This is a genomic window from Zobellella aerophila, from assembly GCF_039539325.1.
In the GTDB taxonomy this organism is placed as follows: domain Bacteria; phylum Pseudomonadota; class Gammaproteobacteria; order Enterobacterales; family Aeromonadaceae; genus Oceanimonas; species Oceanimonas aerophila.
Genome location: NZ_BAABCX010000005.1, coordinates 73,711 through 97,803, shown reverse-complemented (window position 1 = coordinate 97,803; position 24,093 = coordinate 73,711). Strand labels below are relative to the sequence as shown.

Genomic DNA, 24,093 nt, shown 5'->3' with positions numbered 1-24,093 from the left:
CCCGGGGTTGAGTGGTTATAGTGCTGTTAACTCAATGTTAATCGCTGCCTGCGGGCAGCCCTTAGCCTGTCGGTATGGATATGCCAGCAAGAGACTCAGGAGGTGGCTTTGGACGTTTTACAGTTTTTCATGGGCAACTGGGGGCAGGTGTTGAGCCTGACCCTGGAGCACCTCTCCCTGGTGGCGGTGGCGGTGGGCCTGGCGATCCTCACCGGCGTGCCCATAGGTATCGCCATTACCCAGAATGAGAAGGTGGCGAGCGCGGTGCTGTATACCGCCTCCATCATCATCACCATCCCCTCTATCGCCCTGTTCGGCATCATGATCCCCTTCCTGTCGATCTTCGGCCAGGGCATAGGTTACCTGCCGGCGGTGATCGCCGTGCTGCTCTACTCCCAGCTGCCGATCATCCGCAATACCTATACCGCCATCAACAACGTCAGTCCGGCGTTGCGCGAGGCGGCCCGGGGTGTGGGTATGAGTCCGCTACAGCGCTTGCGGATGGTCGAGATCCCCCTGGCCATCCCGGTGATCATGGCCGGTGTGCGCACCGCCGTGGTGATGAATATCGGGGTGATGGCGATTGCCGCCTATATCGGGGCCGGCGGGCTGGGCACCTTTATCAGCCGTGGTATTTCCCAGAGTGATCATCGGCAGTTGATCGTCGGCGCCGTCGCGGTCAGCGTGCTCGCCATCATTGCCGATTACCTGCTGCTCTGGGCGCAGAAGAAGCTAACCCCCAAAGGATTGAGCCGGGCCTGATGCCGGGCCGGCCATTCGTTGTCTGAGGAAGAGATAACAGCATGATCAAGATTGACAACCTAACCAAGATTTTCGAGACCCAGAACGGTGCCGTTACCGCCGCCGACCATATCAGCATGGAGGTGCCGGCAGGCGAGATATGCGTGCTGCTGGGTCCTTCCGGTTGTGGCAAGACCACGACCCTCAAGATGATCAACCGCATCATCAAGCCCACCTCGGGGCGGGTATTCATCAACGGGGAAGACACCACGGGGATGGATACGGTCAGCCTGCGCCGCAACATCGGCTATGTGATCCAGCAAATCGGCCTGTTCCCCAATATGACCATAGAGGAAAACATCGCCGTGGTGCCCAAGCTGCTGGGCTGGGAGCCCGCGGCTTACAAACGCAGGGCCAAGGAGCTGCTGGAGATGGTGGCCCTGGAGCCGGGGGTCTTCCTCCGGCGCTATCCGGGCGAGCTGTCCGGCGGCCAGCAGCAGCGGGTGGGCGTGGCCCGGGCCCTGGCGGCGGATCCGCCCGTGATGCTGATGGACGAGCCCTTCGGCGCCATCGATCCCATCAACCGGGAAGTGATCCAGGATGAGTTCCTGAAGATGCAGCAGGAGCTCAACAAGACCATCATGTTCGTCAGCCATGACATCGATGAGGCGGTGAAGATGGCCAACCGCATCGCCATCTTCAAGGGCGGCAAGCTGGTGCAGTACGACACTCCGGACGATCTGCTGGCCCACCCTAAAGATGATTTCGTCGAGAGCTTCGTCGGCGACGACAGGGCCTTGAAGCGCCTGAGGCTGGTGAAGGCCGAGCAGGTATTGATTGCCAACACCCCCAAGGTCAGCCCCAAGGACTCGCTGCAAAGCGCCCTCCGGCTGATGGAAGAGCATGGCTACTCGGACGCCATCATCATGGTCAACGACGCCGGGCAGCCCATAGGTTATGTACCCAAGGGCGTGGCCAGCACGATCAAGGGCTATTGCGGCGAACACTATGTGGGCCTGAAGGCGACCGCGTCGGTGCAGGATGACTTGCGTAAGGTGGCCTCCCTGATGTTTACCCACGACACCACCTGGCTGCCCTGTGTGGATGAGCACGGCGTTTATGTGGGAGACGTCACCCAGCGAGGGGTGACCCATTATCTGGGGGCCACCTACAGGCCCAAGAATATCAGCACGGGGCGCGGCGAGGGCGATGCGTCTCCCCGGGGCGAAATTCACGATCTGCGGAGCTGCTTATGAGTAAATGGCCTGTGATGCGAACCCTGCTGGTCCTGCTGCTGGTGGCCATGTTCTTCCTGGGGGTGTTGTCGGAAGGGCGGGGATTTATCGATGAGTTGCTCTATTACCGGGACGATATCCTCTACCTGACCCGGCAGCATATCGGGCTGACCCTGATCTCCGGCGCCATCGCCATCGCCATCGCTATCCCCTTGGGGGTATGGCTGAGCCGGCCCCGGATGCGGGGCCGGGCCGAGGGCATCATACAGCTGCTCAACGTGGGCACCACCATCCCCACCCTGGCGGTGCTGGCCCTGTCGATGAGTTTCCTCGGTATCGGCACCGTGCCGGCGGTGTTCGGCCTGACCATCGCCACCCTGCTGCCGATAGTGCGCAATACCTATACGGGCCTGCTTGAGGTGCCGCCCTACCTGAAAGAAGCGGCCGCCGGCATCGGCATGACGCCCGGGCAGATGCTGCTCAAGGTGGAATTGCCCAACGCCCTCTACGTGATCTTTGCCGGGGTGCGCACCGCCCTGGCGATCAATGTGGGCACGGTGCCGCTGGCCTTTTTGATCGGCGGCGGCGGCCTGGGAGAACTCATTTTCACCGGCATCGATCTGAATGAGCCGGTGATGATGCTGGCCGGGGCCATCCCCACCTCGCTGCTGGCGATACTGGTGGATATGGGGATGGCGGCCCTGGCCTTCGTGTGTGTACCCAAAGGTGTAAATCCGTTGCGTCTGCGTACGGCGTAACGACATTGGAAACTGGACTAAGGATAGAGAGGAATCGTCATGTTGAAGGATCTGCGTACATTGTTGTTGGGTGCCCTTGCCCTGGGATTGTCGGCCACCTCGGCCCTGGCCGATCAGCTGGTGGTGGGCGGTAAAAACTTTACCGAACAGCAGCTGATGACGGCCATTACCTCCCAATACCTTGAGGCCAAGGGTTATGAGGTAGAAGCGCGGGCCGGCATGGGCAGCTCAGTGCTGCGCTCGGCCCAGCTGAACGGCCAGGTGGACCTGTACTGGGAATATACCGGGACCGGCCTGATCACCTTTAACAAGGTGAGCGAGCGCCTAGGCCCGGCAGACACCTACGCCAGGGTCAAGGAGTTGGACGGCAAGGTCGGCTTGGTCTGGTTGAACCCCTCCAAGGCCAATAATACCTATGCCCTGGCGATGCGCCGGGATGACGCCGAGCAGAGAGGCATCAAGAGCCTGTCCGATCTGGCGGCGGCGGTCAACAAGGGCGACAAGCTGAACCTGGCGGTCAATGCCGAATGGTACGCCAGGCCCGATGGACTCAAGCCGCTGCAGGCCGAGTACGGCTTCAAGTTCGCCCGGAAGAATGTGAAACGCATGGACACCGGCCTGACCTATGTGGCCCTGAAGGAAGGCCAGGTGGATGTGGCCCTGGTGTTTGCCACCGACGGCCGCATCCCCGCCTTCGACTTCGTGGTGCTGGAGGATGACCGCCATTATTTCCCGGCCTACGCCCTGACGCCCGTGGTACGCCAGGAAACCCTGACCGCCAACCCCGAACTGGCCGAGCAGCTGAATCTGCTGTCTGCCCAGCTGGATGATCAGGTGATGGCGGCCCTGAATGCCAGGGTAGACGTGGAGCGGGTGGCCATAGAGGCGGTGGCCGAGGCGTTTCTGAAAGAAAGAAACTTGATCTGATAAATGAACAAGAAGCCGAGGAGCCGCTCCCCGGCTTAATCAGGAGCATAGATATGAATGCTGCGTCCTTGAAGGTCGCCGTTGCGCAGATTAACGCCACCCTGCTGGATATAGAGGCCAACCTCGGGGTTCATGCCGACTATATCGAACAGGCCCGCAACCTGGGTGCCGAGCTGTTGCTGTTTCCCGAACTGTCCTTGACCGGCTACCAGCTGGGCCGCAATACCCCGGCGGCGGCCATGGCGCCCGATGATCCCCGGCTGCTGGCCCTGGCCCGGCAGGCGCCGGAGATGCTGGTGGTGGTCGGCTTCGTCGAACAGGCCGGTCCGGGCGAGTACTACAATGCCGCCGCCTACCTGCAAGGCGGCAGGGTGGCGGGCGTGCATCGCAAGCTCAACCTGCCGACCTATGGCGGCCTGGAAGAAGGAAAATGGTTCCATCGGGGCGATGACATTCCCCTGGTCGAGAGCAAGGCCGGCTGGCGCGCCGCCACCCTGATCTGTGCCGATATGTGGAACCCGGCGCTGGTGCACTGCGCCATGCTGCGCCGGCCCGAGTTGCTGCTGAGTCCGGTCAATTCCGCCTCGGCCATCGTCAGCGATGCCTTTTCCAACGAGCGCAACTGGCTCACCAATGTCACCTTTTACGCCATGATTTACGGCACCCCTGTGCTGATGGCCAACCGTTACGGTCCCGAGCTGGATGCCCGCTTCTGGGGCGGCAGCCGTATCCTCGGCCCCAGGGGCGAGGAGCTGGCGGTGGCCGAAGACAGGGAATGCCTGATCAGCGCCGAGCTGTCCTTGGAGGCCATCGCCCAGGCGCGCTTCGACCACCCCGCCATCCGCGATGGGGATACGCCGCTGATCCGCAAGCTATTGCCGGGCTGAGGGATACCCCGGCCAGCGTTTGACCCCTGCCGTTATAAGGAAATAACAATGCAGCAAGTTGTTGATTTTATACACGACCTGAAATTCGAGGCGTTGCCCGAGCGGGTGGTATGGCAGGCGGTGGCCTGTTTGTTCGATCTGACCGGGGTGGCGGTGGCCGGCCATACCACCAGGCTCGGCAAGATCATGGAGCGCTTCGTGTGTGAGCAGTTCCCCGGGGAGGTGCCCCTGCTGTTCAGCGCACGCACCGCCAGTGCCTGCGGTGCCGCCCTGTTTGGCGGCATGCTGATCGACAGTGTCGATGCCCATGATGGTCAGGTGCTGACCAAGGGCCATGTGGGGGTGGCCATACTGCCCGCCCTGTTGGCGGCGGCCCATGGCCGAGAGCTGGACGGGCGGGAATTCCTGACCACGCTGGTGATGGGCTATGAGATTGCCACCCGGGCCGGCATCGCGCTCCATGCCACCGCCGCCGATTACCACACCTCGGGGGCCTGGAACGGGATCGGGGTGGCGGCGGTTGTTGCCCGGCTGCACAAGCTCGACCGGCAGCAGACCCAGGAGGCCCTGGGCGCGGCCGAGTTTTATGGCCCCCGCAGCCAGATGATGCGCTGCATCGATCATCCGACCATGGTCAAGGACGGCTCCGGCTGGGGTGCGCTGGCCGGGATCAGCAGCGCGCTGCTGGCCGGTGCGGGCTTCACCGGGGCACCGGCGGTGACATTGGCTGCAGCCGAGGTTGCGCCTATCTGGAACGACCTGGGTCAACGCTGGTATATCCTCGAGCAATATTTTAAAGCCTACCCGGTATGCCGCTGGGCGCAGCCGGCGGTGGAGGCGGTCCGCCAGCTGCGGCCCCGGCTGGGCGCCGACCTCGGCCAGATCCGTGAAATCCATATCCATACTTTTCATGAAGGTACCCGCCTGCATACGGTGCAACCCGGCACCACCGAGCAGGCCCAGTACAGCCTGCCGTTTTCGGTGGCCGCCGCCCTGATGGACGACACCATCAGGCCCCAGGCGATAGCGGAAACGGAGCAAGGTCTCTACCACCCGGCCCGCCAGTCGTTGAGCGCCAGGGTGATCTGCCATGAGGAAGCCCGCTACAACGCGCTGTTTCCGGCGGAACGCTGGGCCCATGCCCGCATTATCCTCAACAACGGCGAGGAGCTGGTTTCCGAGCCGGCGATCGCCCGGGGCAACCCGGAAAACCCGCTCGTCCAGGCGGAGCTGGAGGACAAGTTCGATACCCTGACCCAGGGCCTGCTCCCGGACGACATCGGCCGACGGCTCAAGCAGCGGGTGCGGGAGCTGCCCGCCATGGATGCCGGTGCCTTGTCCGAATATATTGCACTGTTGAGCACTTCCGTAACCGGGTCTTCCCGGACTCAGGCGTAGCGCCGGCCCAGGGCGACGCAGGCCACCACCGCCAGGCAGATCCAGATGGCCTGGGCGGACAGGCTCTCGCCCAGCAACAGGGCGGCCAGCCAGAGCGCGCCGAACGGCTGCAGCAGCTGTACCTGGCTGACCTGGGTCACACCGCCGAGCGCCAGCCCCCTGTACCAGCAGAAAAACCCCAGGAACATGCTGCAACTGCCCAGATACAGCATGCTGAGCCAGCCCGCTGGGCTGGTGTCGGCCAGCACGGGACGGCTGTACCAGGTCAGGGGGGTCAGCAGCGGCAGGGACAGCACCAGGGCCCAGCAGATCACCTGCCAACTGCCCAGCTCCCTGGTCAGCCGGGCACCTTCCGCATAGCCGATGCCACAGAGCACCGAAGCCAGCAGCAGCAGCAGATCCGCCTGCTGCCAGTGGCCTTGCGCCTGCTGGCCGGCATAAAACAGCACCAGCGCCGAGCCCGTCAGGGCGCACAGCCAGAAACCGGCCTTGGGCCAGTGCTGGTTCAGGAAGGCGCCGAACAGCGCGGTGCACAGGGGCAGTAGGGCGGTAACCAGCACCCCATGGGTGGCGGAGACGCTTTCCAGGGCGATGGACGAGAGGATGGGATAGCCGAACACCACGCCGGTGGCGACCAGCGCCAACCTGAGCCACTGCCGCGGGCTGGGCAGGCGCTGGCGGGTGAACAGCAGCAGGATCAGGGCCAGCACGGCGCCCAGCCAGGCCCGGCCGGCGCCGACGAATAAGGAGGGCATTTCCAGTACGGCGATACGGGTGGCGGGCAGGCCGGCGGCAAACAACAGCACCCCGGAAGCACCCCACAGCATGCCGGCCAGGGGTTGATGAGGGTCGGAGGTAATAATTTTCATATGGGGCTCCTTCGCGGTGTTTGCCTATCGGTCGGAGATCAGGTTACCCTCTTGATCACCAGACAATCAGGACAATTAGTCCGCAATTGACCCAAGTGTATAGGTAGCTTCACCATGACAGTTCACGCCATCGACTGGCGCTTCGATAAAGCCGCCGCCCTGCCGTTTGTCGAGCAGCTGGTGCGCCATGCCACCCAGGCCATCGGCGAGGGGCGCTGGGCACCGGGCTGCCGGCTGCCTTCCATTCGCCTGCTGGCCCAGCAGCTGGAGGTGAGCCGGTTTACGGTGGCGGATGCCTACGAGCGGCTGGTGGCCGCCGGTTTGGTGGTCAGCCGTCAGGGCAGCGGCGTCTATGTGGCGCGCAGCCCGCAAACCCGGCAGCTGGTGCTGGAAGTCGATGCCTCCAGCAGCGCCCTGGCCAAGGAGGTGGCGCTGATGCGGCGGGTGATGGACACGGAGCGCTTCAAGCTCAAGCCCGGCAGCGGTTGCCTGCCCGCCGACTGGCTGGGCGATGAGGATATTCGTGCCGCCCTGCGGGATCTGGCCCGGCAGCCGGCGCCGCTCACCGAATACGGCTCGGCGCAGGGCCATCCGGCCCTGCGCCAGCAGCTGTCCCTGCGCCTGGAGCAGCTCAATATTCAGGCCGCCCCTTCGCAGATCCTGATGGCCGCCAGCGCCACCCACGGCCTGGATCTGGCCTTGCGCGCCCTGGTGCGCCCCGGTGACCGGGTGCTGGTGGACGATCCGGGTTTCTATAATTTTATGGCGGTGCTACGGCTGGCGGGCGCCGTGCCGGTGGCGGTACCGAGGCAGCTGGAGGGACCCGATCTGGCGGCGCTCAGGCTGGCCCTGGAGCAGCATAAGCCGACCCTCTACATCACCAATTCGGTGTTGTGCAATCCGGTCGGTGCCAGTGTCAGCCGCAGCCGGGCCCACAAGGTCTTGAGTACCCTGGCGGAGCATCATTGCTGGTTGCTGGAAGACGATATTTACGCCGATTTCGATACCCAGCAGAGCCTGCGTTACGCCAGCCTGGCCGGTTTCGACAGGGTGCTGTACCTGGGCAGCCTGTCCAAGACGCTGTCGGCGGATTTTCGGGTGGGTTTCCTGGCTGGCAATCCGGCACTGATTGCCGATATGACCGATATCAAGCTGATCACCGGCATGTCCACCTCGCCGTCGACCGAAAGCATCATCTACCGGCTGCTGACCGGGGGCCGCTATCGCCGCCATGTGGAGCAGCTGCGCCGACGTCTGGACGAAGCGCGTTACCCCGTGCTGGAGCGGCTGGCGTCGTTGGGGCTGACGCCTTGGCACAAGCCGGCCGGCGGCTTCCTGTGCTGGCTGAGATTGCCCGCCGGCCAGAGTGCCGAGCGGCTGAGCCGCATCGCCGCGGAGCGGGATGTACTGCTGGCCCCGGGCCGGCATTTCAGCTCCCAGCCCGATGCCGACAGTTACGCCCGCTTCAATATCGCCCACTGTCAGGATGAGCGGGTGTGGCGAGCTCTGGCGTTGGCGCTGGAAGAAGGGGTTAGCGGGGCACCCTAAGGCAGCCGCCAGCCCCCTCCCAGGCTCTTGAACAGATCCAGGCTGGCATTCAGCCGGCTCTGGCGGATGACGGCCAGCTGATCCTCGGCGGCAAACAGGGTGCGCTGGGCATCGATTAACGACAGCAGCTCATCGGCGCCTTCCCGGTAGCGAAGTTCGGTCAGGCGCAGGGTTTCCCGGGCATAGGCCACTATCTGCCGCTGGTTTTGCTCCTGGACGGCATGGAGTGCCACATTGCCGAGCGCGTCTTCCACTTCCTTGAGGGCGCTGAGGATCGCCTTGCGATAGCCTTCCACCAGCTCCCGCCGCCGGGATTCGGTGAGCCGGACCTGGCTCTGCCGTTGACCGCCATCGAACAGGGTTTGGGACAGGGCTGCCGCCAGGTTCAGGCTCCGGCTAGGGTCGGCCAGCGACAGCAGGGCGGAGCTTGCCAGGCCGCCGGCACCGGTCAGCTGTATGCCGGGTAATAGCGCCGCTTTGGCGGCGGCGACATCGGCATCGGCGGCGGCCAGGCCGGCTTCGGCACTGGCCAGATCCGGTCGCCGGCTGAGCAGCCCGGCGGGCAGGCCGGCATCCACCACCGGGATGGCCAGTTGCTGCAGCGATTCTTCGGCCAGGCTGACTCCCTGGGGTGTTCGGCCCAGCAGTATGGCCAGCGCGGTGCGGGTCTGGTTGCCTTGCTCGGCCAGTGGCGGCAGGCTCGCCTGCTGGGTGAGCACGGCGGTGCGCTGGCGCTGCACATCGGCCAGGGCGGCGGCGCCGTAGCGGTATTTGGCCTGGACTATGGCCAGGTTGGTGTTGGCCAGGGCCAGGTTCTGTTCGGCGATGGCCAGCCGTTGATTGAGCGTCAGCAGTTGGAACCAGGCCCCGGCGATACCGGTCGCCAGGGTCAGGCGGGCGCTTTCCATATCAAACCGGCTGACGGCCAGGCCGGCCTCGGCGGCGTCGCGACCGGCCCGCAGCCGGCCCCATAGATCCAGTTCATAGCTGATGCCCAGGCTGGCGCTGGTATTGTTGCTGGTGCCGCTGTTACCCGCCGCGTTTTCCGACCAGGCCCGGCCGCTGCCGCCGTTCAGGTTCAGGGTGGGGAACAGGGAGGCACCGGCGCTCTGCAGCCGGGCTTCCGCCTGACGCACCCGCTCGACGGCGATCAGCATATCCGGACCCTGGCTCAGGCCTTCGTCTATCAGCCGCTCGAGGACGGGGGAGTCGAATCCCCTCCACCAGCGGGTATCCAGTCCTGTGGTGGCGGCGGCGGACTGGTTCCACTGGCCGGCCAACGGCAGCTGAGGACGGTCGATGGCCGGCGACTGGGCACAGCCCACCAGCGCCAGCGACAGGAGGAGGGTGAGGCGGCGGCGGGGATATATCATCGGTTATTCCGAAGCCAGGGCGATAACGGGGTCCAGGCGTGCCGCCTTGCGCGCCGGCAGCCAGCCGAACACCAGGCCGGTGACGAAGGCGCAGCCGAAGGCCAGCAGCACGGGGGACAGCGAGAAATACACGGGAATGCCGAAGGCATCGAGTACGGCGGCGGTGCCCAGCCCCAGGGCCACGCCGATCAGCCCTCCCAGGGCCGACACCACCAGCGCCTCGATCAGGAATTGCTGCATGATATGGCGGCGGTGGGCGCCGGTGGCCATGCGGATGCCAATTTCCCGGGTGCGTTCGGTAACGCTCACCAGCATGATATTCATCACCCCTATGCCGCCCACCAGCAGCGAAATGGCGGCGATTGAGCCCAACAGCCAGGTAAAGGTGCGGGTGGTGGCCGAGACGGTGTCGATGATCGACGCCATGTTGCGGATCTGGAAGTCCTCCACCCCATGGCGGGCCAGCAGCAGCCGGTGGATATCCTGCTCCGCCTGATCGATGCGGGAAACATCTGCCACCGACACGGTAATGCTGCGCAGGAACTGCTGGCCGAACAGCCGCAGGCCGCCTGTGGTATAGGGAATAAACACCACATCATCCTGATCCTGGCCCCAGGGGGAGGCGCCTTTCGGGCTCATCACTCCGATCACCTGGAACAGGATATTGTTGGCCAGCACGTACTGGCCCAGGGGATCCCTGTCCGGGAACAGGGCCTCGGCCACGGACTGGCCGAGCACCGCGACCGTGGCGTAGCTCTGCTCGTCTTCCTCATTAAAAAAGGTGCCCCGGGCCAGGGGCCACTGGCGGGCCAGGGGGAAATCCGCCGAGGTGGCGGTGATTTCCGGGCTGTGATCCAGGTTGCCGAAGCGCAGGGTGGCGGTGCCGCCGATCTCGGGCACCGCCGTGGTCACGTCACCCAGCTCCCTGACCGCCAGCATATCCGCCGCCACCAGGGTGGAGGTGGCGCGCCGGTTCCAGTGGCCGGCACTGGGGGCGCCCGGGCGTACCAGCAACAGGTTGCTGCCCATGGCGCTGATGCTCTGCACCACCTGTTGTTGGGAGCCGTTGCCGACGGCCAGCATGCTGATCACCGAGGCGACCCCGATGACGATGCCCAGCAGGGTCAAGGCGGCACGGAACAGGTTGCTGCGCAGGGAGCGGAAGGCGGTGCCGATGGCTTCCAGCAGCTCGGCCAGCGCCGGGTTGTGCCTGGTCGGATGGATGATCCGGTCGACGGCATGATCGGCATTGCCGGGCCCGGGATCTTTGATGATGTGCCCGTCGCTCAGCTCGATCAGCCGATCGGCCTGGGCCGCCACCTTGGGGTCGTGGGTGATGACGATCACCGTATGGCCCTGGCAGGCCAGGTCGGTGAGCAACGCCATGACATCGGCGCCGCTTTTGCTGTCCAGGGCGCCGGTGGGTTCGTCCGCGAGGATGATATCACCACCGTTCATCAGCGCGCGGGCGATGGACACCCGCTGCTGCTGGCCGCCGGACAGCTGGTTGGGGGGGTAGTCCAGCCGCTCGGCCAGGCCCAGGCGGGTGAGCAGCAGCTCGGCCCTTTCCCGGCGTTCGGGACGGGACAGGCCGGAATACACCGCTGGCACTTCGACGTTTTCCCGGGCGCTGATGCCGGGCAGCAGGTTATAGCTCTGAAACACGAAGCCGAAGGTATCGCGCCTGAGCTCGGCCAGCTGGTCGCCGTCCAGACTGGACACGTCCCGGCCCATCAGCCGGTAGCTGCCGTCGCTGGGTTTATCCAGGCAGCCGAGGATGTGCATCAGGGTGGATTTGCCCGAGCCCGAGCTGCCGACGATGGCGACAAACTCCCCCCGGTTGATACGGATATTGATGTCGTGCAGCACCCGGGTGGCCAGCTCACCGGTGCCGTACTGCTTGCTGATGCCGCTGAGCTGGATCAGCGGGTCGACCCGAGTGTTCATAACCTGAATCTCATACCGCCGCTTCTGGCGGGTTCGCCGCCGGGGCTGACGTTAAGGATGACCTGCTCGCCTTCCGCCAAGCCTTCGAGTATCTCGGCCTGGATGCGGTTGTTGACGCCTACCTTGATCTGGCGCTCTTCTATGCTGCCGTCGGCCTTCAGCACCCCGACCCGGGCCTGGCCGCGATCCTGGCGGTCCGGAAAGGTCAGCGCCGACATGGGCACCAGCAGGGCATCTTCGGCCTCGGCCCGCACAAAGAACACCTGGGTCGTCATCTGCGACATCAACCGGCCCTGTTCGTTGGCGATATCGAACAGGGCGTTGTACAGCACCACGTTGTTTTCCACCACCGGGGTCGGCTCTATCTTGCGCAGGCTGCTGTACCAGCGGCGCCGGGGATCGCCCAGGGTGGTGAAATAGACCTTCATGCCGGGGGTGAGCTTGCCCACGTCGGCTTCGGACACCTTGGCCTGCACCGTCATGGTCGCCAGATCGGCGACCTGCATCAGGGTGGGGGCCTGCTGACTGGCGTTCAGGGTCTGCCCCTGGCGGGCGCTGATGCTGACTACTGTGCCGTCCATGGGGGCATAGATGCGGGCATATTCCAGGTTGGCCTCGTCGGCGCGCAGGCTGGATTCGGTCTGGCTGATCTGGGCCTTGAGCGCGTCCACCTGGGCCTCGGCGGAGTGCAGGCCGGCCTCGGCGGTCTGCAGGTTTTCCCGGGACGTGGCGTTTTCCGCCATCAGGCTGGCCTGGCGGCGGTGCTGGATGCGCGCCAGCACCAGCTGCGCCTGACGGTCCTTCAGCTGGGCCTGCTGGTTGCGCAGCTGGGCCCGGCTGGCGTCCACCTGGGCGAGGTAGATGGTGGGGTCGATTTCAGCCAGCAGTTCACCCTGGCGCACCCGGTCGCCCACTTCCACATGGATGACGGTCAACTGGCCCGACACCTGGGCGCCCACATCCACATAGCCGCTGGGCTGTAGTATGCCGGTGGCGGTGACCTGGTCCACCAGTTCACCCTTTTGCACCGGTACGCTGACCACTTCCTGCTGCCGATCATCACCAAGCAGGCGGTCGGAGAAGTAGAAGTAATATCCTGTGCCCAGCACCAGGATCAGCCCTAGCCCCAGCCAAAGGCGGTGTGTGCGTTTCATTGTTCAGGCCATCCAAAACAGATTCATAGTGGGGAAACCGGATATAAGGGCTCGAATAGCTATCATAACCTAATGATATCTAATCCCTTAATTGTCGCTGAAGTGTGTCAACGTCTCACAAAGTGCGGTTTGGATAAAGGAGCCGTCGATAAGACCGCATGAGCTGTGGGATGACGGCCTGCCACAGCAGGCCGTCCCTGGTGCTAGAAGCGGATATGGTGCCCGTCCGTTAGCCCAGTCCCTTGATGTAGTCGATGTGGGCGGGCAGGGTGAAGGCGCTCGGCCGCACCGCCTTGATCTGCTCCAGGGCCTGTTGCGAGTCTACCCCCAGGGCACGCAGCATATGGTAGGCAATAAGGCCGGTACGGCCCGACCCCCCCATGCAGTGGATGACCACGTCCTTGCCGTGGGCCAGCAAGGTCAGCATGGCGGTCTTGTTGGCCTGCCATTTTGCTTCGCAGACCACATCGGGGACTTCTTCGTCATAGATGGGCAGGTGCAGCCAGCGCATCCCCAGGGCGGTGACCAGCTCGGGCAGTTGGGCCAGGTCTTTTTCTGCCAGCTCCGCTTCCGTGGTCAGGCTGATGACGGCACCGGCACCGTTATCGTGCAGCTGGGTCAGGCTGTCGGTCAGCGACAGGGTCTTGGTGCCGGGGCAGGGGGTCAGGGCCAGGCGGCCCGGCTGAGGGGTGTTGATATACCAGACCGGGTGGGTGTTTGCTGAGCTCATGGTCACTCCTTGCTATGGTGGGCGACAAACCAGTGCCGGGACCCATCAGAAGGAAGTCCAGGCCGGTCCGGCCGCTGGTGTTCCTTAAACTGTAGCCAGCGCGGCGCAGGAATGCAGGTCCGGGCTACCACAGGCTTTTCTGCTGGCGATCCTGGATCAGCACCAGCAGCTTGATACGTTCATATATCTCGTGGAGGGTGCGGGTGAGCCGGGCATCGTCTTCGTCCCCGGGTTCGTCGAAGTTCCAGGTGATATGGCGGGCGGCGGGAATGGCGCTTGCCGCCTGGTGAACCCGGCTGCCCAGGCTTATCACCAGATCGAAGTACCGATCGGCTACCTGCTCCAGTCCCTTGCTGTACAGTCCTTGGGTCGATACGCCCAGTTTTTCCAGGGCGGACAAGACCGCGGGCTTGATGTCGACGGGTCTGAGGCCGGCACTGCCGGCCTCGATGCGGTCGCCGGCCAGGTGTCTGAGCAGGGCTTCCGCCATGGGGGAGCAGCCGGCATTGCTGTTGCAGACGAACAAAACGCGAGTCACGGACATGGAGTTACGGCTATCCAGGATGATGGGCCTATCCTATCCGCGAGGAGGCATAAGTCAAATCTGAGTGTGCGGATCATGGCGCATTGTCATCGGGCGGTCATCTTTTTCTGCTAGAGAACCGGGCAGGCCGTGACCAAGCAACGGCGCAGCACCGTCCCTCGAGGAGGATGATGCGGTCAGGAAGGGCGGTGGATGATATTTTTTCTGCCCGGAAAACGTTTGATTTTTGTGCGGCCGCTGTCCCGCAGGGGGCTTTTTGCTAGACTCTTGGGCCTGTTCCTGTGGGTGGTAAGCCAATGAAATTTCCCGGCCAGCGTAAACATAAGCACTTTTTCCCGATCGAAGCCCGTAATCCGTTGTTGAGTGAGCTGCTGCCCCAGAACAAACCGGTGCCCGGGCATATCTGCGGCATCGATCAGGTGATGGTCGATATCGAGGCCCATGTGCCGGATGACTTTCTGGCCAGGCATGGCCTGTCCAAGGGGCATTCGATGGTGCTGGAGCCTGCCCGCGCCCAGGCCATCTACGACGAACTGCTGGCCGGCCGGCTGATCGTGTCCGAGTTTGCCGGCGGCACCATCGGCAATACCCTGCATAACTACTCCGTGCTGGCGGACGACAGATCCGTGCTGTTCGGGGTGATGAACGAGCAGATCCGGGTCGGTACCTCCGCCTATCGCTACCTGTGCAATACCTCGTCGCGGGTCGATCTCAACTATCTGCAGCCGGTGACCGGCTCCATCGGCCAGTGCATTACCCTGATTTCGGCCGACGGCGAACGCAGCTTCGCCATCAACAAGGGGATGATGGACCGGCTGGCGCCGGCCTACCTGGACAAGGAACAAATTCAGTCGGCCTCGGCGCTGGTGATCACCGCCTACCTGATGCGCTGTGATACGGACGAACCGATGCAGGACACCGCCCTGCAGGCGGTAACCTGGGCAAGGGAGGCGGGAGTGCCCGTGGTGCTGACCATGGGGACCAAGTTTATCGTGGAAGATCGCCGGGAATGGTGGCAGCAGTTTATCCGGGATTATGTGACCGTGGTGGCGATGAACGAGGACGAGGCCCTGGCCCTGACCGGTATCTCTGAGCCGCTGCGGGCCTGTGAACGGGTGCTGGAGTGGGCCGATCTGGTGTTGTGCACCGCCGGCCCCATCGGCCTGTATCTGGCCGGCTATGTGGATGAGGCCCACAGGCGGGAAACCGGCCGCGAGCTGCTGCCCGGCACCATCCCTGAATTCAACCGTTACGAATATTCCCGGCCCATGCGCCGGGCCGACTGCCGGCAGGCGCGCAAGATCTACACCCATATCGCGCCCTATATGGGCGGACCCGAGCGGATCAAGAATACCAATGGTGCCGGCGACGGCGCCCTGGCCGCCCTGCTGCACGATATGGCGGCCAACGGCTATCATCGCCAGAATGTGCCCGGCAGCGCCAAGCACCGGGCCCCTCACCTGAGCTATTCCTCCCTGTCCCAGGTCAGTAAATACGCCAACCGGGTCAGCTTCGAGGTGCTGGTACAGCATTCGCCGCGGCTGTCCCGGGGCCTGCCCGAGCGGGAGGACTCTCTTGAAGAAACATACTGGGCCCGTTGAGGCTGGCGTTGGGTTTTGGTCCTACCCGTGATAAGCGGGCGGCGACAAGCTGTCCAGCATCCTCTAGCTGGACATAAGTAAGATCACCGACCAGTGCAGATTCATTGTCCACCGTTCGGTAATCACTCATGGGATGGACCGATGCATGTTGCTCGTCATGTATTCGCACCCATGGCCACACGGCATAGCGACTCAATCTCGGCCGACTTGCAGCCCTGGCGCCATGCCAGCATCAGCGGGGAATAAATGGGGAGATCATCGAGTTCATAGGCGATGAGGTTATCGTCGCCCGCCGCCAGGATACTGGGCATGATGGCGTAGCCCATCCCGGTTGCCACCAGGCCACGAATGGTGATGTCATCGTGGCATTCCTGCACTATGTTGGGCGTGATGCCCGCGTCACGAAAATGCCGGTCGATGCGATCGTAGCTGCCCGGCGTCGAGTTACGCTTGAAGCGGATGAAGGGGGCGCCATCAAAGTCGCGTAGCGAGGTGGGCACCTTGCCAAGCGAGCCGGAGGAACGGCTGGTGATCACCGCCATGCGGAAAGTGCCGATGGGCAGGGTATCCAGCAGCGGCTCGTCGTCGGGTTCAATGAACAGGATACCGGCGTCGATGCTGCCCTGGAGGATAGCGGTGGTCTGGGGGCCGGACAACATGGATTCGAGTGACAGCTGAATCTCCGGATACTGAGCACGAAACCGGCTGATCAACCCAGAAATGCCGGGAATGTAGGGATGAATGGTGGTGATGCCGATGGACAGGCTGTCCACATCGCCATCCGCTATGGCTTTCGTTTTCTTGGCGACGTTATCAAAGTCGGCCACCAGGCGCATGGCGTTGTCATACAGGAACTCCCCCGCCCGGGTTAAGACCACCCCCTTGTGATTTCTGTCGAGCAGCCGGGTACCCAGCCCTTCTTCGAGCAGCCGTATTTGCCGGGTTAATGCCGGCTGGGCAATGGGAATTTTTTTCGCCGCCGAAGTGATGGAACCTTCATCCACGACCGACAGGAAGTACTTCAGTTTTCTTATATCCATAGCGTCATCTCGTCCCAAACGGCCTGTGGCATATCAAAAAGGCATGTCCCTATCGAGAAGAAGTATTTTTCCGCCCTTAACTCATTGAATATGATGAAAAACGCCTTTTAGTGCAACATCACGAATGGCTATTTCATGGCCGCTTTTCCCAGACGACGCGCTTCCTGCAAAGAGGAGGAGCGCCGTCCACGGAGGAGAAAGCCAGTTTTTGGCAATGACATATAGAGGGATCTAGCGAATGAAAGAGCGTGATATAGAGCGCATGATTGCCTTTCGGCGCGAGCTTCATCGTTTTCCGGAGCTTTCCTGTGGCGAGCAGCAAACGGCCGAGCGGGTGGCCGGCATGCTGCGGGAGATCGGCGTCGACGAGGTGCATCAGGGCATCGGTGGCCACGGCGTGGTCGGCATCATCAACGGCCTGTCCGCCGGTCGCAGCGTGGGCCTGAGGGCCGACATGGATGCCCTGCCGCTGAGCGAAGAGAACACCATCGAGTATCGTTCCAGCCATCAGGGCGTCATGCATGCCTGCGGCCACGATGGCCATACGGCGATGCTGGCCGGGGCAGCACTCTCACTGGTGCAGAATCGTCCTTCCTCCGGCCGCGTGGTGCTTATCTTCCAACCGGCCGAGGAACTCGGCACCGGGGCTCCGGCCATGCTCGACGATGGCTTGCTGGAGCGGTTTCCCATCGACGCCATTTTTGGACTGCATAACTGGCCGGGGGTCGAGGCTGGATGTTTTGTCGTCCATGACCGGCCGCACATGGCCTCGAGCGATGACTTCGAGGTCCGGTTCAACTCCGAGGGGGGCCATGGCGCCATGCCTCATCTGGCACCGGATCCGGTGTTGGCCTCCGGGCTGTTCGTGACCGCCCTGCAGCAGATAGTCAGCCGCAATACCAATCCCGAGGATATCGCCGTGGTCAGTGTCGGCAGCCTCCAGAGCGGCCATGCCAGCAACATTATCCCGGCCTCGGCCAGGCTTAAAGGCACCGCCCGCAGTTTCAAGCCCGAGATCAGACGGCAGATCGAAAAACGTATCCACGATATCGTGGAGGGCATCGCCCTGGCGACGGGGTGCTCTCCGGCCATTGACTACCGCCCCTCGACCCCGCCGGTGGCCAATGATCCGGCTTGTGCTGCCCTTTCCCGCAGCGTGGTCGCAGAGTTGTGGGGCGAGGCCCTGCTGGTGGATCATCCGATCAGCATGGGGGCAGACGACATGGGGGCCTTCCTCGAAAAGGTACCCGGCGCCTATGCCTGGATTGGCAATGGCTGCGGTAGCGCCGCCCCACAGTTGCACCAGCCCGACTATGACTTCAACGACGGCATCCTGGAAAAAGGCAGCCGCTTTCTTGCCCATGCCGCCCGGCGTTTTCTCGACAGCAACCGATTGGTTCAGGGGGTAATATGAGTCATCTAGAAAGAACCACCACGCTCGAGGCAGCACCGCGCCGGCAGCTTGGTTTTCCCCATATCTTCGTGGTTTTGTTCACCTTTATCTGCGTCGCGGCCGCGATGACCTATCTCATCGACGCGGGCAGCTATGAGCGGGTGATCTCCGAACAGGGCAAGACGGTGGTGGTACCCGGCAGCTACGCGACCATCGATGGCCAGAAAGCGACCTTGCTCACGCCGTTTATCGCGGTGTTCGAGGGCATGAAGGAAGGCAGCAGCATCATCTTCTTCATCTTTATCTCAGGGGGCGCCTTCGGTGTGCTCAAGGCCACGGGGGTGCTGCAGAAACTGGTGGCCAGTATCAGCCGCAGCCTGTCGGGCCATGACATCATACTGATCCCGTTGCTGATGCTGTTGTTTGCCATCGGGGGCGCCACCTTTGGTCTGGCCGAGGAAACCATCGCCTTCATCATCATCCTGGCGCCCATGATGAGGATGCTGGGCTATAACTCTATGATCGCCGCCGCCGTCCCCCTGGTAGGCGCTGGCGCCGGCTTCTCCGCCGCCTTCATGAACCCCTTTACCGTCGGCGTGGCCCAGGACATTGCCCAGCTGCCGATGTTTTCGGGCATGGGCCTGCGGGTCGTTTACTGGCTGGTATTCGTCGGCGTGAGCATTGCTTTCGTGACCCGTTATGCCGCCAGGGTGAAATCGGTTCCGGTGCCCGGCGCCGCCGGGAGCCAGGATGCGCTCAGCGACAGCCCCCTGACCCATGCCGACCGCTTGATCCTGTCGGCCTTCGCCGGCTCCATCCTGTTGATTGCCTACGGCGTGATCCGCCATGGCTGGTATATCGGCGAAATGTCCGGCGTATTCCTGCTGATGTGCATGCTGGTCGGGGGTTTTGCCCGCATGAGCCCCAACGAGATCGCCGAACAGTTCGTCAACGGACTCAAGGACATCGCCATGGGCGCGCTGGTGGTCGGGTTTGCCTTCGGCATCCTGATCGTGCTCAAGAACGGCAGCATCCTGGATACCATCCTCTACCACCTTGAGCAGCTGCTTGGCGGCATGCCGCCGGTGTTCACTGCGGTCGGCATGTTCCTGGTGCAGCTGTTCCTCAATTGCCTGGTGCCTTCCGGCAGTGGCCAGGCAGCCCTGACCATGCCGCTGATGGTGCCGCTGGCCGATCTGGTGGGCGTCACCCGCCAGACCGCGGTGCTGGCCTTCCAGCTGGGCGACGGCATCACCAACATCGTCACCCCCACCTCCGGCTACTTCATGGCGGGGCTGTCGGTGGCTGGGGTTTCCTGGAGCAAATGGATCAGATGGATTATGCCGCTGTTCCTCATCCAGCTGATGCTGGCCGCCGGCATGGTCACCCTTGCCTATTATCTTTCCTGGTCCTGAAAGGAAGCTCTCTTATGCAGATTAAACAGATCACCGTCTATGGCGTGCGCCTGCCGCTCAAGCAGCCCTTCAAGATCGCCTACGACACCTATGAAGATATCGAAAGCATCCTGGTCAGGATCGACTCCACCTCGGGCGAAACCGGTTGGGGGGAGGCGGTCGTCGACCAGCATGTCTCGGGGGAAACCTGGCAGTCGGCCCGGCAGATCATCGCCAGGGAGCTGGCACCGTTACTGATCGGGCGTTCCTTCGACGGTATCGGCGCCTTCCACAAGACCGCGGAGGCGCGCATCCGCCACAGCCCTTCCGCCAAGGCCGCCCTGGATATCGCCCTGCACGATCTGCTGGCCCGGCACTGCAAGGTGCCGCTCTATAGCCTGCTTGGGGGGCGTTATCACGCCCGCCTCGAGCTGCCCTGCGTGATCAGCATGCTGGCACCGGAGGAAATGGCGCGCCAGGCGCGGGAAGCCTGTGCCCGGGGCCATAGCTCGGTCAAGATCAAGCTCGGCGATGCTCCCGAGCTGGATGTGGAACGCATCGCCCGCGTCCGGGAGGCGATGGCGCCGGGCGTGGCCCTGCGGGTGGACGCCAACCAGGGCTGGAGTGCCAAGCAGGCCCTGCAGGTCATACGGCAGGCGTCTCCCTATCGGGTGGAGTGGTTCGAACAGCCTGTCTCCATTGAGAACCTGGATGCGCTGGCCCGGGTCACCCAGGCCACCGAGGCGCTGATCATGGCCGATGAACCCATCCACGGGGTACGCGACATGCTGGCGGTGGTCCGTCGCCAGGCGGCGGACATGGTCAACATCAAACTGATGAAATCGGGGGGCTTGCACGCCGCCCGGGCCATGGCCGAACTCGGCCTCGCCGCCGACATTCCCTGTCAGATCGGCTCCATGGTGGAATCGTCGGTGGCCACCCTGGCGGGGGCGCACCTGGCGCTGGCCCACAGCAACATAGTGGCTAACGATTTGGTGGGACCGGCGATGATTTCCGCCGACGTCGCCGACATGCCCGGCAGCGAGACCCATATCGAGTTGTCCGCCGCCCCGGGCCTCGGCGTCCGGGTGGACGAGGAAAGGGTACGGGCACTGAGTACCTTCGAGGACAGAGTAAACTGACACCACGGCGGGCCCGCGGCTGCACGGATCCCGAGCGGGCTGTGTTGCCGGAAACATAAGAAAGCCCCGGAGCCGTTCAAGGCTCCGGGGCTTTTTGTCGGGGCCAGGGCCCCGGGTTAGCGGTTATTTGGAAGCCAGCTCCACCACTCCGGCCTGACGTCAGTCGGCAAAGGCCAGATCACGCAGCAACAGGGCGATATCCGGGAAGGCAATGATCAGCCCGGCTGCGACAATCAGCATGAAGATAAAAGGCGGGGTGCCGCGAATGACCTCCAGATAGGGACGCTTGAAGATGGCGATGGCGGTGAAAATATCGCAACCGAACGGCGGGGTGGCCGAGCCGATGGCCACCTGCAGGGTGATCAGCACTCCCACCAGTACCGGATCCAGGCCGGTGGCCTGAATCGCCGGGGCGAAGATTGGGGTCAGCACCAGGATCACCACTATCGGATCGACGAACATGCAGGCGATAAAGAAGGCCACACAGAGGGTGACCAGTACGCCCACCGGCCCGGCCTGGTTGACGCCCGCCGCCTCCAGTATGGTCTGGGGGATCTGGGCGAAGGAGAGTATCCAGGAAAAGCCGTTACCGACGGCCACCAGGATAAACACCACGGCGGTAATGAGGCCGGTGGATTTGGCGATACGATAGATTTCGGCGAGCTTGAGCGAGCGGAAGATCAGAAACTCCAGCACAAAGGCATAGAGCACGCAGACCGCTGCCGCCTCGGTGGGGCTGAAGATACCGCCGTAAATGCCGCCCACTATGATCACCGGGAAGAACAGCGGCCACAAGGCATCCCGCACCGCGCGGACCCGCACCCGCCAGCTGGCCCTGGGCTCGGTGGGGACCTGGTTTCTGTAGGCGTAATACAGGCAGTAGAGCGAGAACATCACCAGGATCAGCAGGCCAGGGCCTATGCCGGCGATAAACAGCTCGGCAATGGAGGTCTCGGAAATCACGCCGTAGATAATCATGCCGATGCTTGGCGGGATCATGAAGGCGATGTCACTGGCGTTGATGATCAGCGCCAGGGTGAAAGGATCGGAATAACCGGCCTTGAGCATTTTCGGGCGCAACGGTGAGCCCACCGCCACCACCGTCGCCTGGGTGGAGCCCGATACGGCCCCGAACAGGGTGCAGGAGGTGGCGGTGCTGATCGCCAGGCCGCCCTTGATGTGGCCGATAAAGGCCATCACCATGTTGATCAGCCGGTCTGCCGAATGGCCGCGGGTCATGATATCCGCGGCCAGGATGAACATGGGCACGGCAATCAGGGAGGCGGGGCGGATCCCGGCCATCATCTGCTGGATCAGGGTGCCCATCTGGCCGAAGCCGTCGAACATCATCACAAAGCCGACGACGGCGGCCGTCGTCAACGGGATCATCATAGGGAAGCCCAGCAGCAGGAGCCCGATCATGATGATCATCAATATCGTTGCCATGAGGAATTCCTTTGTCGTCTGGTCGGGAAGCGGCCGGGGTCACACTTGCGTGTCGGTGTCGGTGTCGGTGTCGGTGTCGGTGTCGGTGTCGGCGTAGCCGTCCACCACCTGGGTGGAGAGGTACACGGGGCCGCCGGTGATATTCTTGACCGCCGTCAGCAGATACTGGATGCCGGTGATGGCGAAGCCGACCGGGGCCCAGATATAGATCCACCAGATTTCAACACCCAGTGCCGGCAGGATGCGGCCGCGGCCATACAGGGTTTCTATATAGCCATAGGCGTGATAGCAGAGGAAAAACATCACCGTCGAGGTAAACAGGGCGATGATAATCATCAGTACCTTGCGAACTTTGGCGGGGAAAGCATCGTACAGCGCCGACATGCGGATATGGCGGCCATGGCGGGCCGCATAGCCGATACCGGCGAAGGTGATGAAGATAATCAGGATGCGGTTGATTTCGCCGGAGAAGAACAGCCCTTCTCCGAATACAAAGCGGGCAACGACGCCGACGCAGGTGTTGATTGCCATCAGCAGCACGCCGGCGGCCAGCATGATTGCCTCCCCCCTGGCGATCCATTCATCGACGGTGCCCAGCCAGCCGGGCAGGCCCGACCGGTAGGTGCCGGTGTCGTCTTCTATCTCGCGGGAATGCTCGGACATGGGTGTTACTCCAGAACCGCCGGCTCCCGGCAGGAACCGGCGCCAGACTCAGTTGTGCTGTATCTCTTGCAGATCCTGCTTGAATTTGTCCAGCAGCTCCTGGCCCCGCTTGCCGGTCATCTCGACAAACTTGTCTTCCACCTGCGGGGCGCGTTGCCTGAAGGCGGCGACCTGCTGGGCATTCAGACGGGTGACGGTCACCTTGTCGCTGTTGCTGGTGATCTTCTCGAGCGAGCGTTCGGCCAGACCGTCGATATGCGCGATAATTTCTTCAAAGGCGTAATCGGCCGCGTCCTGCACCAGCTTTTTGTCTTCGTCAGACAGGCCGTTGTAGAAATCCTGATTGGCCATCATGGCGGTGGTAAACCAGCCATGGCCGGTAAAAATCAGGTTGGGGGAAACTTCATAGAGGCCGCCGGATTCAATCCAGAAGATGGGGTTTTCCTGGCCCTGGATCATGTTGGTCTGCAGTGCGCCGTACACTTCCCCCCAGGGCAGCGGGGTCGGGGTGGCGCCAAAGGCGGAGTAGGTTTCCGACAGCAGCGGGTTGGTCATGACCCGGATTTTCTTGTTGTCCAGCCCTTCCGGGGTGGTGACGGGCTCGTCCAGGGTGATCACCATTTCCCCTTCCGGGTACATCTTCAGCAGTTCCAGCCCCTTTTCGGCATATAGCCTGGGGAAATCTTGGTTGATGGCTTCACTGTTGCGGAAGAAGCCGATCACCCTGTCCATGTCGGTCGGCATCAGGTAGGGAATGAAGAAGATCTGGGCCTCGGGGATCAGCGAGCCGGTAAAACCGGGAGACTGGTTGACGAAGTTGAGGATGCCGGCCTGGGTTTGTTCCATGATGTCGTCGGATTCGCCCAGTTCGCCAAAACGGTAAACCTGCAGGCTGTGATCCGAGTGTTCCTCTATGTATTCCTTGAACTTGTAGGCGTAGACGTCCTGAACATCGCCTTCGTACTCTTCATGGGCGTAACGCCAGTTGGCGGCACTCACCGAGTTTGCGGCTGTGATGGCTGCAAAGGCCAGGGCCGACATGCCGGCCAGTTTTCCGAGCTTACTGAAGCTGTTCATCGCGCATCTCCATTTTTTGAGTTGTAACTTCCTACAGGCCAGTCAAGACTGACAAAATAAAACAGCTTGTGCAAGCGGTGAGCCCCATTGGAGGACCGGTTTTTTAGCGGGATGATGCATTACAACAGATTGAATTATTGATTTATTTTTTGTTACTGGCGGTGTGGCGCACGGCTGGTGGCGCGGTTCGCACAGGGCCCTGTACAATGCTCTGGCGGCGAGAGTC

21 protein-coding genes are annotated in these 24,093 nt (G+C 62.8%); 11 read left to right on the top strand and 10 right to left on the bottom strand.

Going from position 1 to position 24,093, the window contains the following annotated elements:
- Positions 1-108: 108 nt before the first annotated feature.
- Genes ABD806_RS15305 through ABD806_RS15280 form a run of 6 tightly spaced genes read left to right on the top strand, consistent with a single transcriptional unit; the run spans position 109 to position 5,946 of the window.
- Positions 109-762, top strand: a complete 654-nt coding sequence (locus ABD806_RS15305; protein WP_425583149.1) for an ABC transporter permease — start codon at positions 109-111, stop codon at positions 760-762.
- A gap of 41 nt (positions 763-803) precedes the next feature.
- A complete protein-coding gene (locus ABD806_RS15300) occupies positions 804-1,997 on the top strand; it encodes an ABC transporter ATP-binding protein (RefSeq protein ID WP_344959589.1) in 1,194 nt (397 codons plus the stop codon).
- Positions 1,994-2,734: an ABC transporter permease gene (locus ABD806_RS15295; RefSeq protein ID WP_344959587.1), complete on the top strand. Its 741-nt coding sequence runs from the start codon at positions 1,994-1,996 to the stop codon at positions 2,732-2,734. Before ABD806_RS15300 ends, ABD806_RS15295 begins: the two co-directional genes overlap by 4 nt.
- A gap of 39 nt (positions 2,735-2,773) precedes the next feature.
- Positions 2,774-3,661, top strand: a complete 888-nt coding sequence (locus ABD806_RS15290; RefSeq protein WP_344959585.1) for a glycine betaine ABC transporter substrate-binding protein — start codon at positions 2,774-2,776, stop codon at positions 3,659-3,661.
- 53 nt (positions 3,662-3,714) lie between these two features.
- Entirely contained in the window at positions 3,715-4,548 is an 834-nt protein-coding gene (locus ABD806_RS15285; protein ID WP_344959584.1) for a nitrilase-related carbon-nitrogen hydrolase, read from the top strand.
- Positions 4,549-4,596: 48 nt separating this feature from the next.
- A complete protein-coding gene (locus ABD806_RS15280) occupies positions 4,597-5,946 on the top strand; it encodes an MmgE/PrpD family protein (protein WP_344959582.1) in 1,350 nt (449 codons plus the stop codon).
- Here the strand turns inward: ABD806_RS15280 and ABD806_RS15275 are convergent.
- Entirely contained in the window at positions 5,937-6,815 is an 879-nt protein-coding gene (locus ABD806_RS15275) for a DMT family transporter (RefSeq protein WP_344959580.1), read from the bottom strand. The two genes, ABD806_RS15280 and ABD806_RS15275, sit on opposite strands and share 10 nt — an antisense overlap.
- Before the next feature lie 114 nt (positions 6,816-6,929).
- Between ABD806_RS15275 and ABD806_RS15270 the strand changes: the two genes are divergently transcribed.
- A complete protein-coding gene (locus ABD806_RS15270; RefSeq protein WP_344959577.1) occupies positions 6,930-8,363 on the top strand; it encodes an aminotransferase-like domain-containing protein in 1,434 nt (477 codons plus the stop codon).
- Here ABD806_RS15270 and ABD806_RS15265 read toward each other — a convergent pair.
- The 5 genes from ABD806_RS15265 to ABD806_RS15245 all read right to left on the bottom strand — a co-directional run bounded on the left by ABD806_RS15265 (position 8,360) and on the right by ABD806_RS15245 (position 14,111).
- Positions 8,360-9,736 carry an efflux transporter outer membrane subunit gene (locus ABD806_RS15265; RefSeq protein WP_344959575.1) on the bottom strand — a complete coding sequence of 459 codons (1,377 nt, stop codon included), beginning with the start codon at positions 9,734-9,736 and terminating at the stop codon, positions 8,360-8,362. The genes ABD806_RS15270 and ABD806_RS15265 overlap by 4 nt on opposite strands.
- Before the next feature lie 3 nt (positions 9,737-9,739).
- Positions 9,740-11,683: a MacB family efflux pump subunit gene (locus ABD806_RS15260; protein WP_344959573.1), complete on the bottom strand. Its 1,944-nt coding sequence runs from the start codon at positions 11,681-11,683 to the stop codon at positions 9,740-9,742.
- Entirely contained in the window at positions 11,680-12,837 is a 1,158-nt protein-coding gene (locus ABD806_RS15255; RefSeq protein WP_344959572.1) for an efflux RND transporter periplasmic adaptor subunit, read from the bottom strand. The genes ABD806_RS15260 and ABD806_RS15255 overlap by 4 nt, the downstream gene beginning before the upstream one ends.
- Before the next feature lie 229 nt (positions 12,838-13,066).
- Positions 13,067-13,567: a phosphatase domain-containing putative toxin gene (locus tag ABD806_RS15250; RefSeq protein WP_344959570.1), complete on the bottom strand. Its 501-nt coding sequence runs from the start codon at positions 13,565-13,567 to the stop codon at positions 13,067-13,069.
- Positions 13,568-13,691: 124 nt separating this feature from the next.
- Complete coding sequence (locus ABD806_RS15245) at positions 13,692-14,111, bottom strand: arsenate reductase/protein-tyrosine-phosphatase family protein (protein WP_344959568.1); 420 nt, start codon at positions 14,109-14,111, stop codon at positions 13,692-13,694.
- A 296-nt stretch (positions 14,112-14,407) separates the two neighbouring features.
- On the opposite strand from ABD806_RS15245, the gene ABD806_RS15240 reads away from it, so the two are divergent.
- A complete protein-coding gene (locus ABD806_RS15240; protein ID WP_344959566.1) occupies positions 14,408-15,712 on the top strand; it encodes an inosine/guanosine kinase in 1,305 nt (434 codons plus the stop codon).
- Positions 15,713-15,867: 155 nt separating this feature from the next.
- Here ABD806_RS15240 and ABD806_RS15235 read toward each other — a convergent pair whose 3' ends face one another.
- A complete protein-coding gene (locus ABD806_RS15235) occupies positions 15,868-16,752 on the bottom strand; it encodes a LysR family transcriptional regulator (protein WP_344959564.1) in 885 nt (294 codons plus the stop codon).
- Between the two features lie 238 nt (positions 16,753-16,990).
- Between ABD806_RS15235 and ABD806_RS15230 the strand changes: the two genes are divergently transcribed.
- Genes ABD806_RS15230 through ABD806_RS15220 form a run of 3 tightly spaced genes read left to right on the top strand, consistent with a single transcriptional unit; the run spans position 16,991 to position 20,681 of the window.
- Complete coding sequence (locus ABD806_RS15230) at positions 16,991-18,166, top strand: M20 metallopeptidase family protein (protein WP_344959562.1); 1,176 nt, start codon at positions 16,991-16,993, stop codon at positions 18,164-18,166.
- On the top strand, positions 18,163-19,560 hold the full coding sequence (locus tag ABD806_RS15225) for a YfcC family protein (protein ID WP_344959560.1): 1,398 nt from the start codon (positions 18,163-18,165) through the stop codon (positions 19,558-19,560). Before ABD806_RS15230 ends, ABD806_RS15225 begins: the two co-directional genes overlap by 4 nt.
- A 14-nt stretch (positions 19,561-19,574) precedes the next feature.
- Complete coding sequence (locus tag ABD806_RS15220; protein ID WP_344959558.1) at positions 19,575-20,681, top strand: mandelate racemase/muconate lactonizing enzyme family protein; 1,107 nt, start codon at positions 19,575-19,577, stop codon at positions 20,679-20,681.
- Between the two features lie 159 nt (positions 20,682-20,840).
- Here the strand turns inward: ABD806_RS15220 and ABD806_RS15215 are convergent, their stop codons facing one another.
- The 3 genes from ABD806_RS15215 to ABD806_RS15205 are packed head-to-tail and all read right to left on the bottom strand — an operon-like array spanning position 20,841 to position 23,867.
- Positions 20,841-22,127, bottom strand: coding sequence for a TRAP transporter large permease (locus ABD806_RS15215; protein ID WP_344959556.1), 1,287 nt, complete (start codon positions 22,125-22,127; stop codon positions 20,841-20,843).
- Positions 22,128-22,166: 39 nt separating this feature from the next.
- Positions 22,167-22,790: a TRAP transporter small permease gene (locus ABD806_RS15210; protein WP_344959554.1), complete on the bottom strand. Its 624-nt coding sequence runs from the start codon at positions 22,788-22,790 to the stop codon at positions 22,167-22,169.
- Positions 22,791-22,838: 48 nt separating this feature from the next.
- The gene (locus ABD806_RS15205; protein WP_344959552.1) at positions 22,839-23,867 is read right to left on the bottom strand and encodes a TRAP transporter substrate-binding protein; all 1,029 of its coding nucleotides are present in this window, start codon (positions 23,865-23,867) and stop codon (positions 22,839-22,841) included.
- Positions 23,868-24,093: the final 226 nt, after the last annotated feature.

Coding starts and splice junctions, on each gene's coding strand:
- ABD806_RS15300 (WP_344959589.1), top strand. CDS start 804: ATGATCAAGATTGACAACCTAACCAAGATTTTCGAGACCCAGAACGGT.
- ABD806_RS15295 (WP_344959587.1), top strand. CDS start 1,994: ATGAGTAAATGGCCTGTGATGCGAACCCTGCTGGTCCTGCTGCTGGTG.
- ABD806_RS15290 (WP_344959585.1), top strand. CDS start 2,774: ATGTTGAAGGATCTGCGTACATTGTTGTTGGGTGCCCTTGCCCTGGGA.
- ABD806_RS15285 (WP_344959584.1), top strand. CDS start 3,715: ATGAATGCTGCGTCCTTGAAGGTCGCCGTTGCGCAGATTAACGCCACC.
- ABD806_RS15280 (WP_344959582.1), top strand. CDS start 4,597: ATGCAGCAAGTTGTTGATTTTATACACGACCTGAAATTCGAGGCGTTG.
- ABD806_RS15275 (WP_344959580.1), bottom strand. CDS start 6,815: ATGAAAATTATTACCTCCGACCCTCATCAACCCCTGGCCGGCATGCTG.
- ABD806_RS15270 (WP_344959577.1), top strand. CDS start 6,930: ATGACAGTTCACGCCATCGACTGGCGCTTCGATAAAGCCGCCGCCCTG.
- ABD806_RS15265 (WP_344959575.1), bottom strand. CDS start 9,736: ATGATATATCCCCGCCGCCGCCTCACCCTCCTCCTGTCGCTGGCGCTG.
- ABD806_RS15260 (WP_344959573.1), bottom strand. CDS start 11,683: ATGAACACTCGGGTCGACCCGCTGATCCAGCTCAGCGGCATCAGCAAG.
- ABD806_RS15255 (WP_344959572.1), bottom strand. CDS start 12,837: ATGAAACGCACACACCGCCTTTGGCTGGGGCTAGGGCTGATCCTGGTG.
- ABD806_RS15250 (WP_344959570.1), bottom strand. CDS start 13,567: ATGAGCTCAGCAAACACCCACCCGGTCTGGTATATCAACACCCCTCAG.
- ABD806_RS15245 (WP_344959568.1), bottom strand. CDS start 14,111: ATGTCCGTGACTCGCGTTTTGTTCGTCTGCAACAGCAATGCCGGCTGC.
- ABD806_RS15240 (WP_344959566.1), top strand. CDS start 14,408: ATGAAATTTCCCGGCCAGCGTAAACATAAGCACTTTTTCCCGATCGAA.
- ABD806_RS15235 (WP_344959564.1), bottom strand. CDS start 16,752: ATGGATATAAGAAAACTGAAGTACTTCCTGTCGGTCGTGGATGAAGGT.
- ABD806_RS15230 (WP_344959562.1), top strand. CDS start 16,991: ATGAAAGAGCGTGATATAGAGCGCATGATTGCCTTTCGGCGCGAGCTT.
- ABD806_RS15225 (WP_344959560.1), top strand. CDS start 18,163: ATGAGTCATCTAGAAAGAACCACCACGCTCGAGGCAGCACCGCGCCGG.
- ABD806_RS15220 (WP_344959558.1), top strand. CDS start 19,575: ATGCAGATTAAACAGATCACCGTCTATGGCGTGCGCCTGCCGCTCAAG.
- ABD806_RS15215 (WP_344959556.1), bottom strand. CDS start 22,127: ATGGCAACGATATTGATGATCATCATGATCGGGCTCCTGCTGCTGGGC.
- ABD806_RS15210 (WP_344959554.1), bottom strand. CDS start 22,790: ATGTCCGAGCATTCCCGCGAGATAGAAGACGACACCGGCACCTACCGG.
- ABD806_RS15205 (WP_344959552.1), bottom strand. CDS start 23,867: ATGAACAGCTTCAGTAAGCTCGGAAAACTGGCCGGCATGTCGGCCCTG.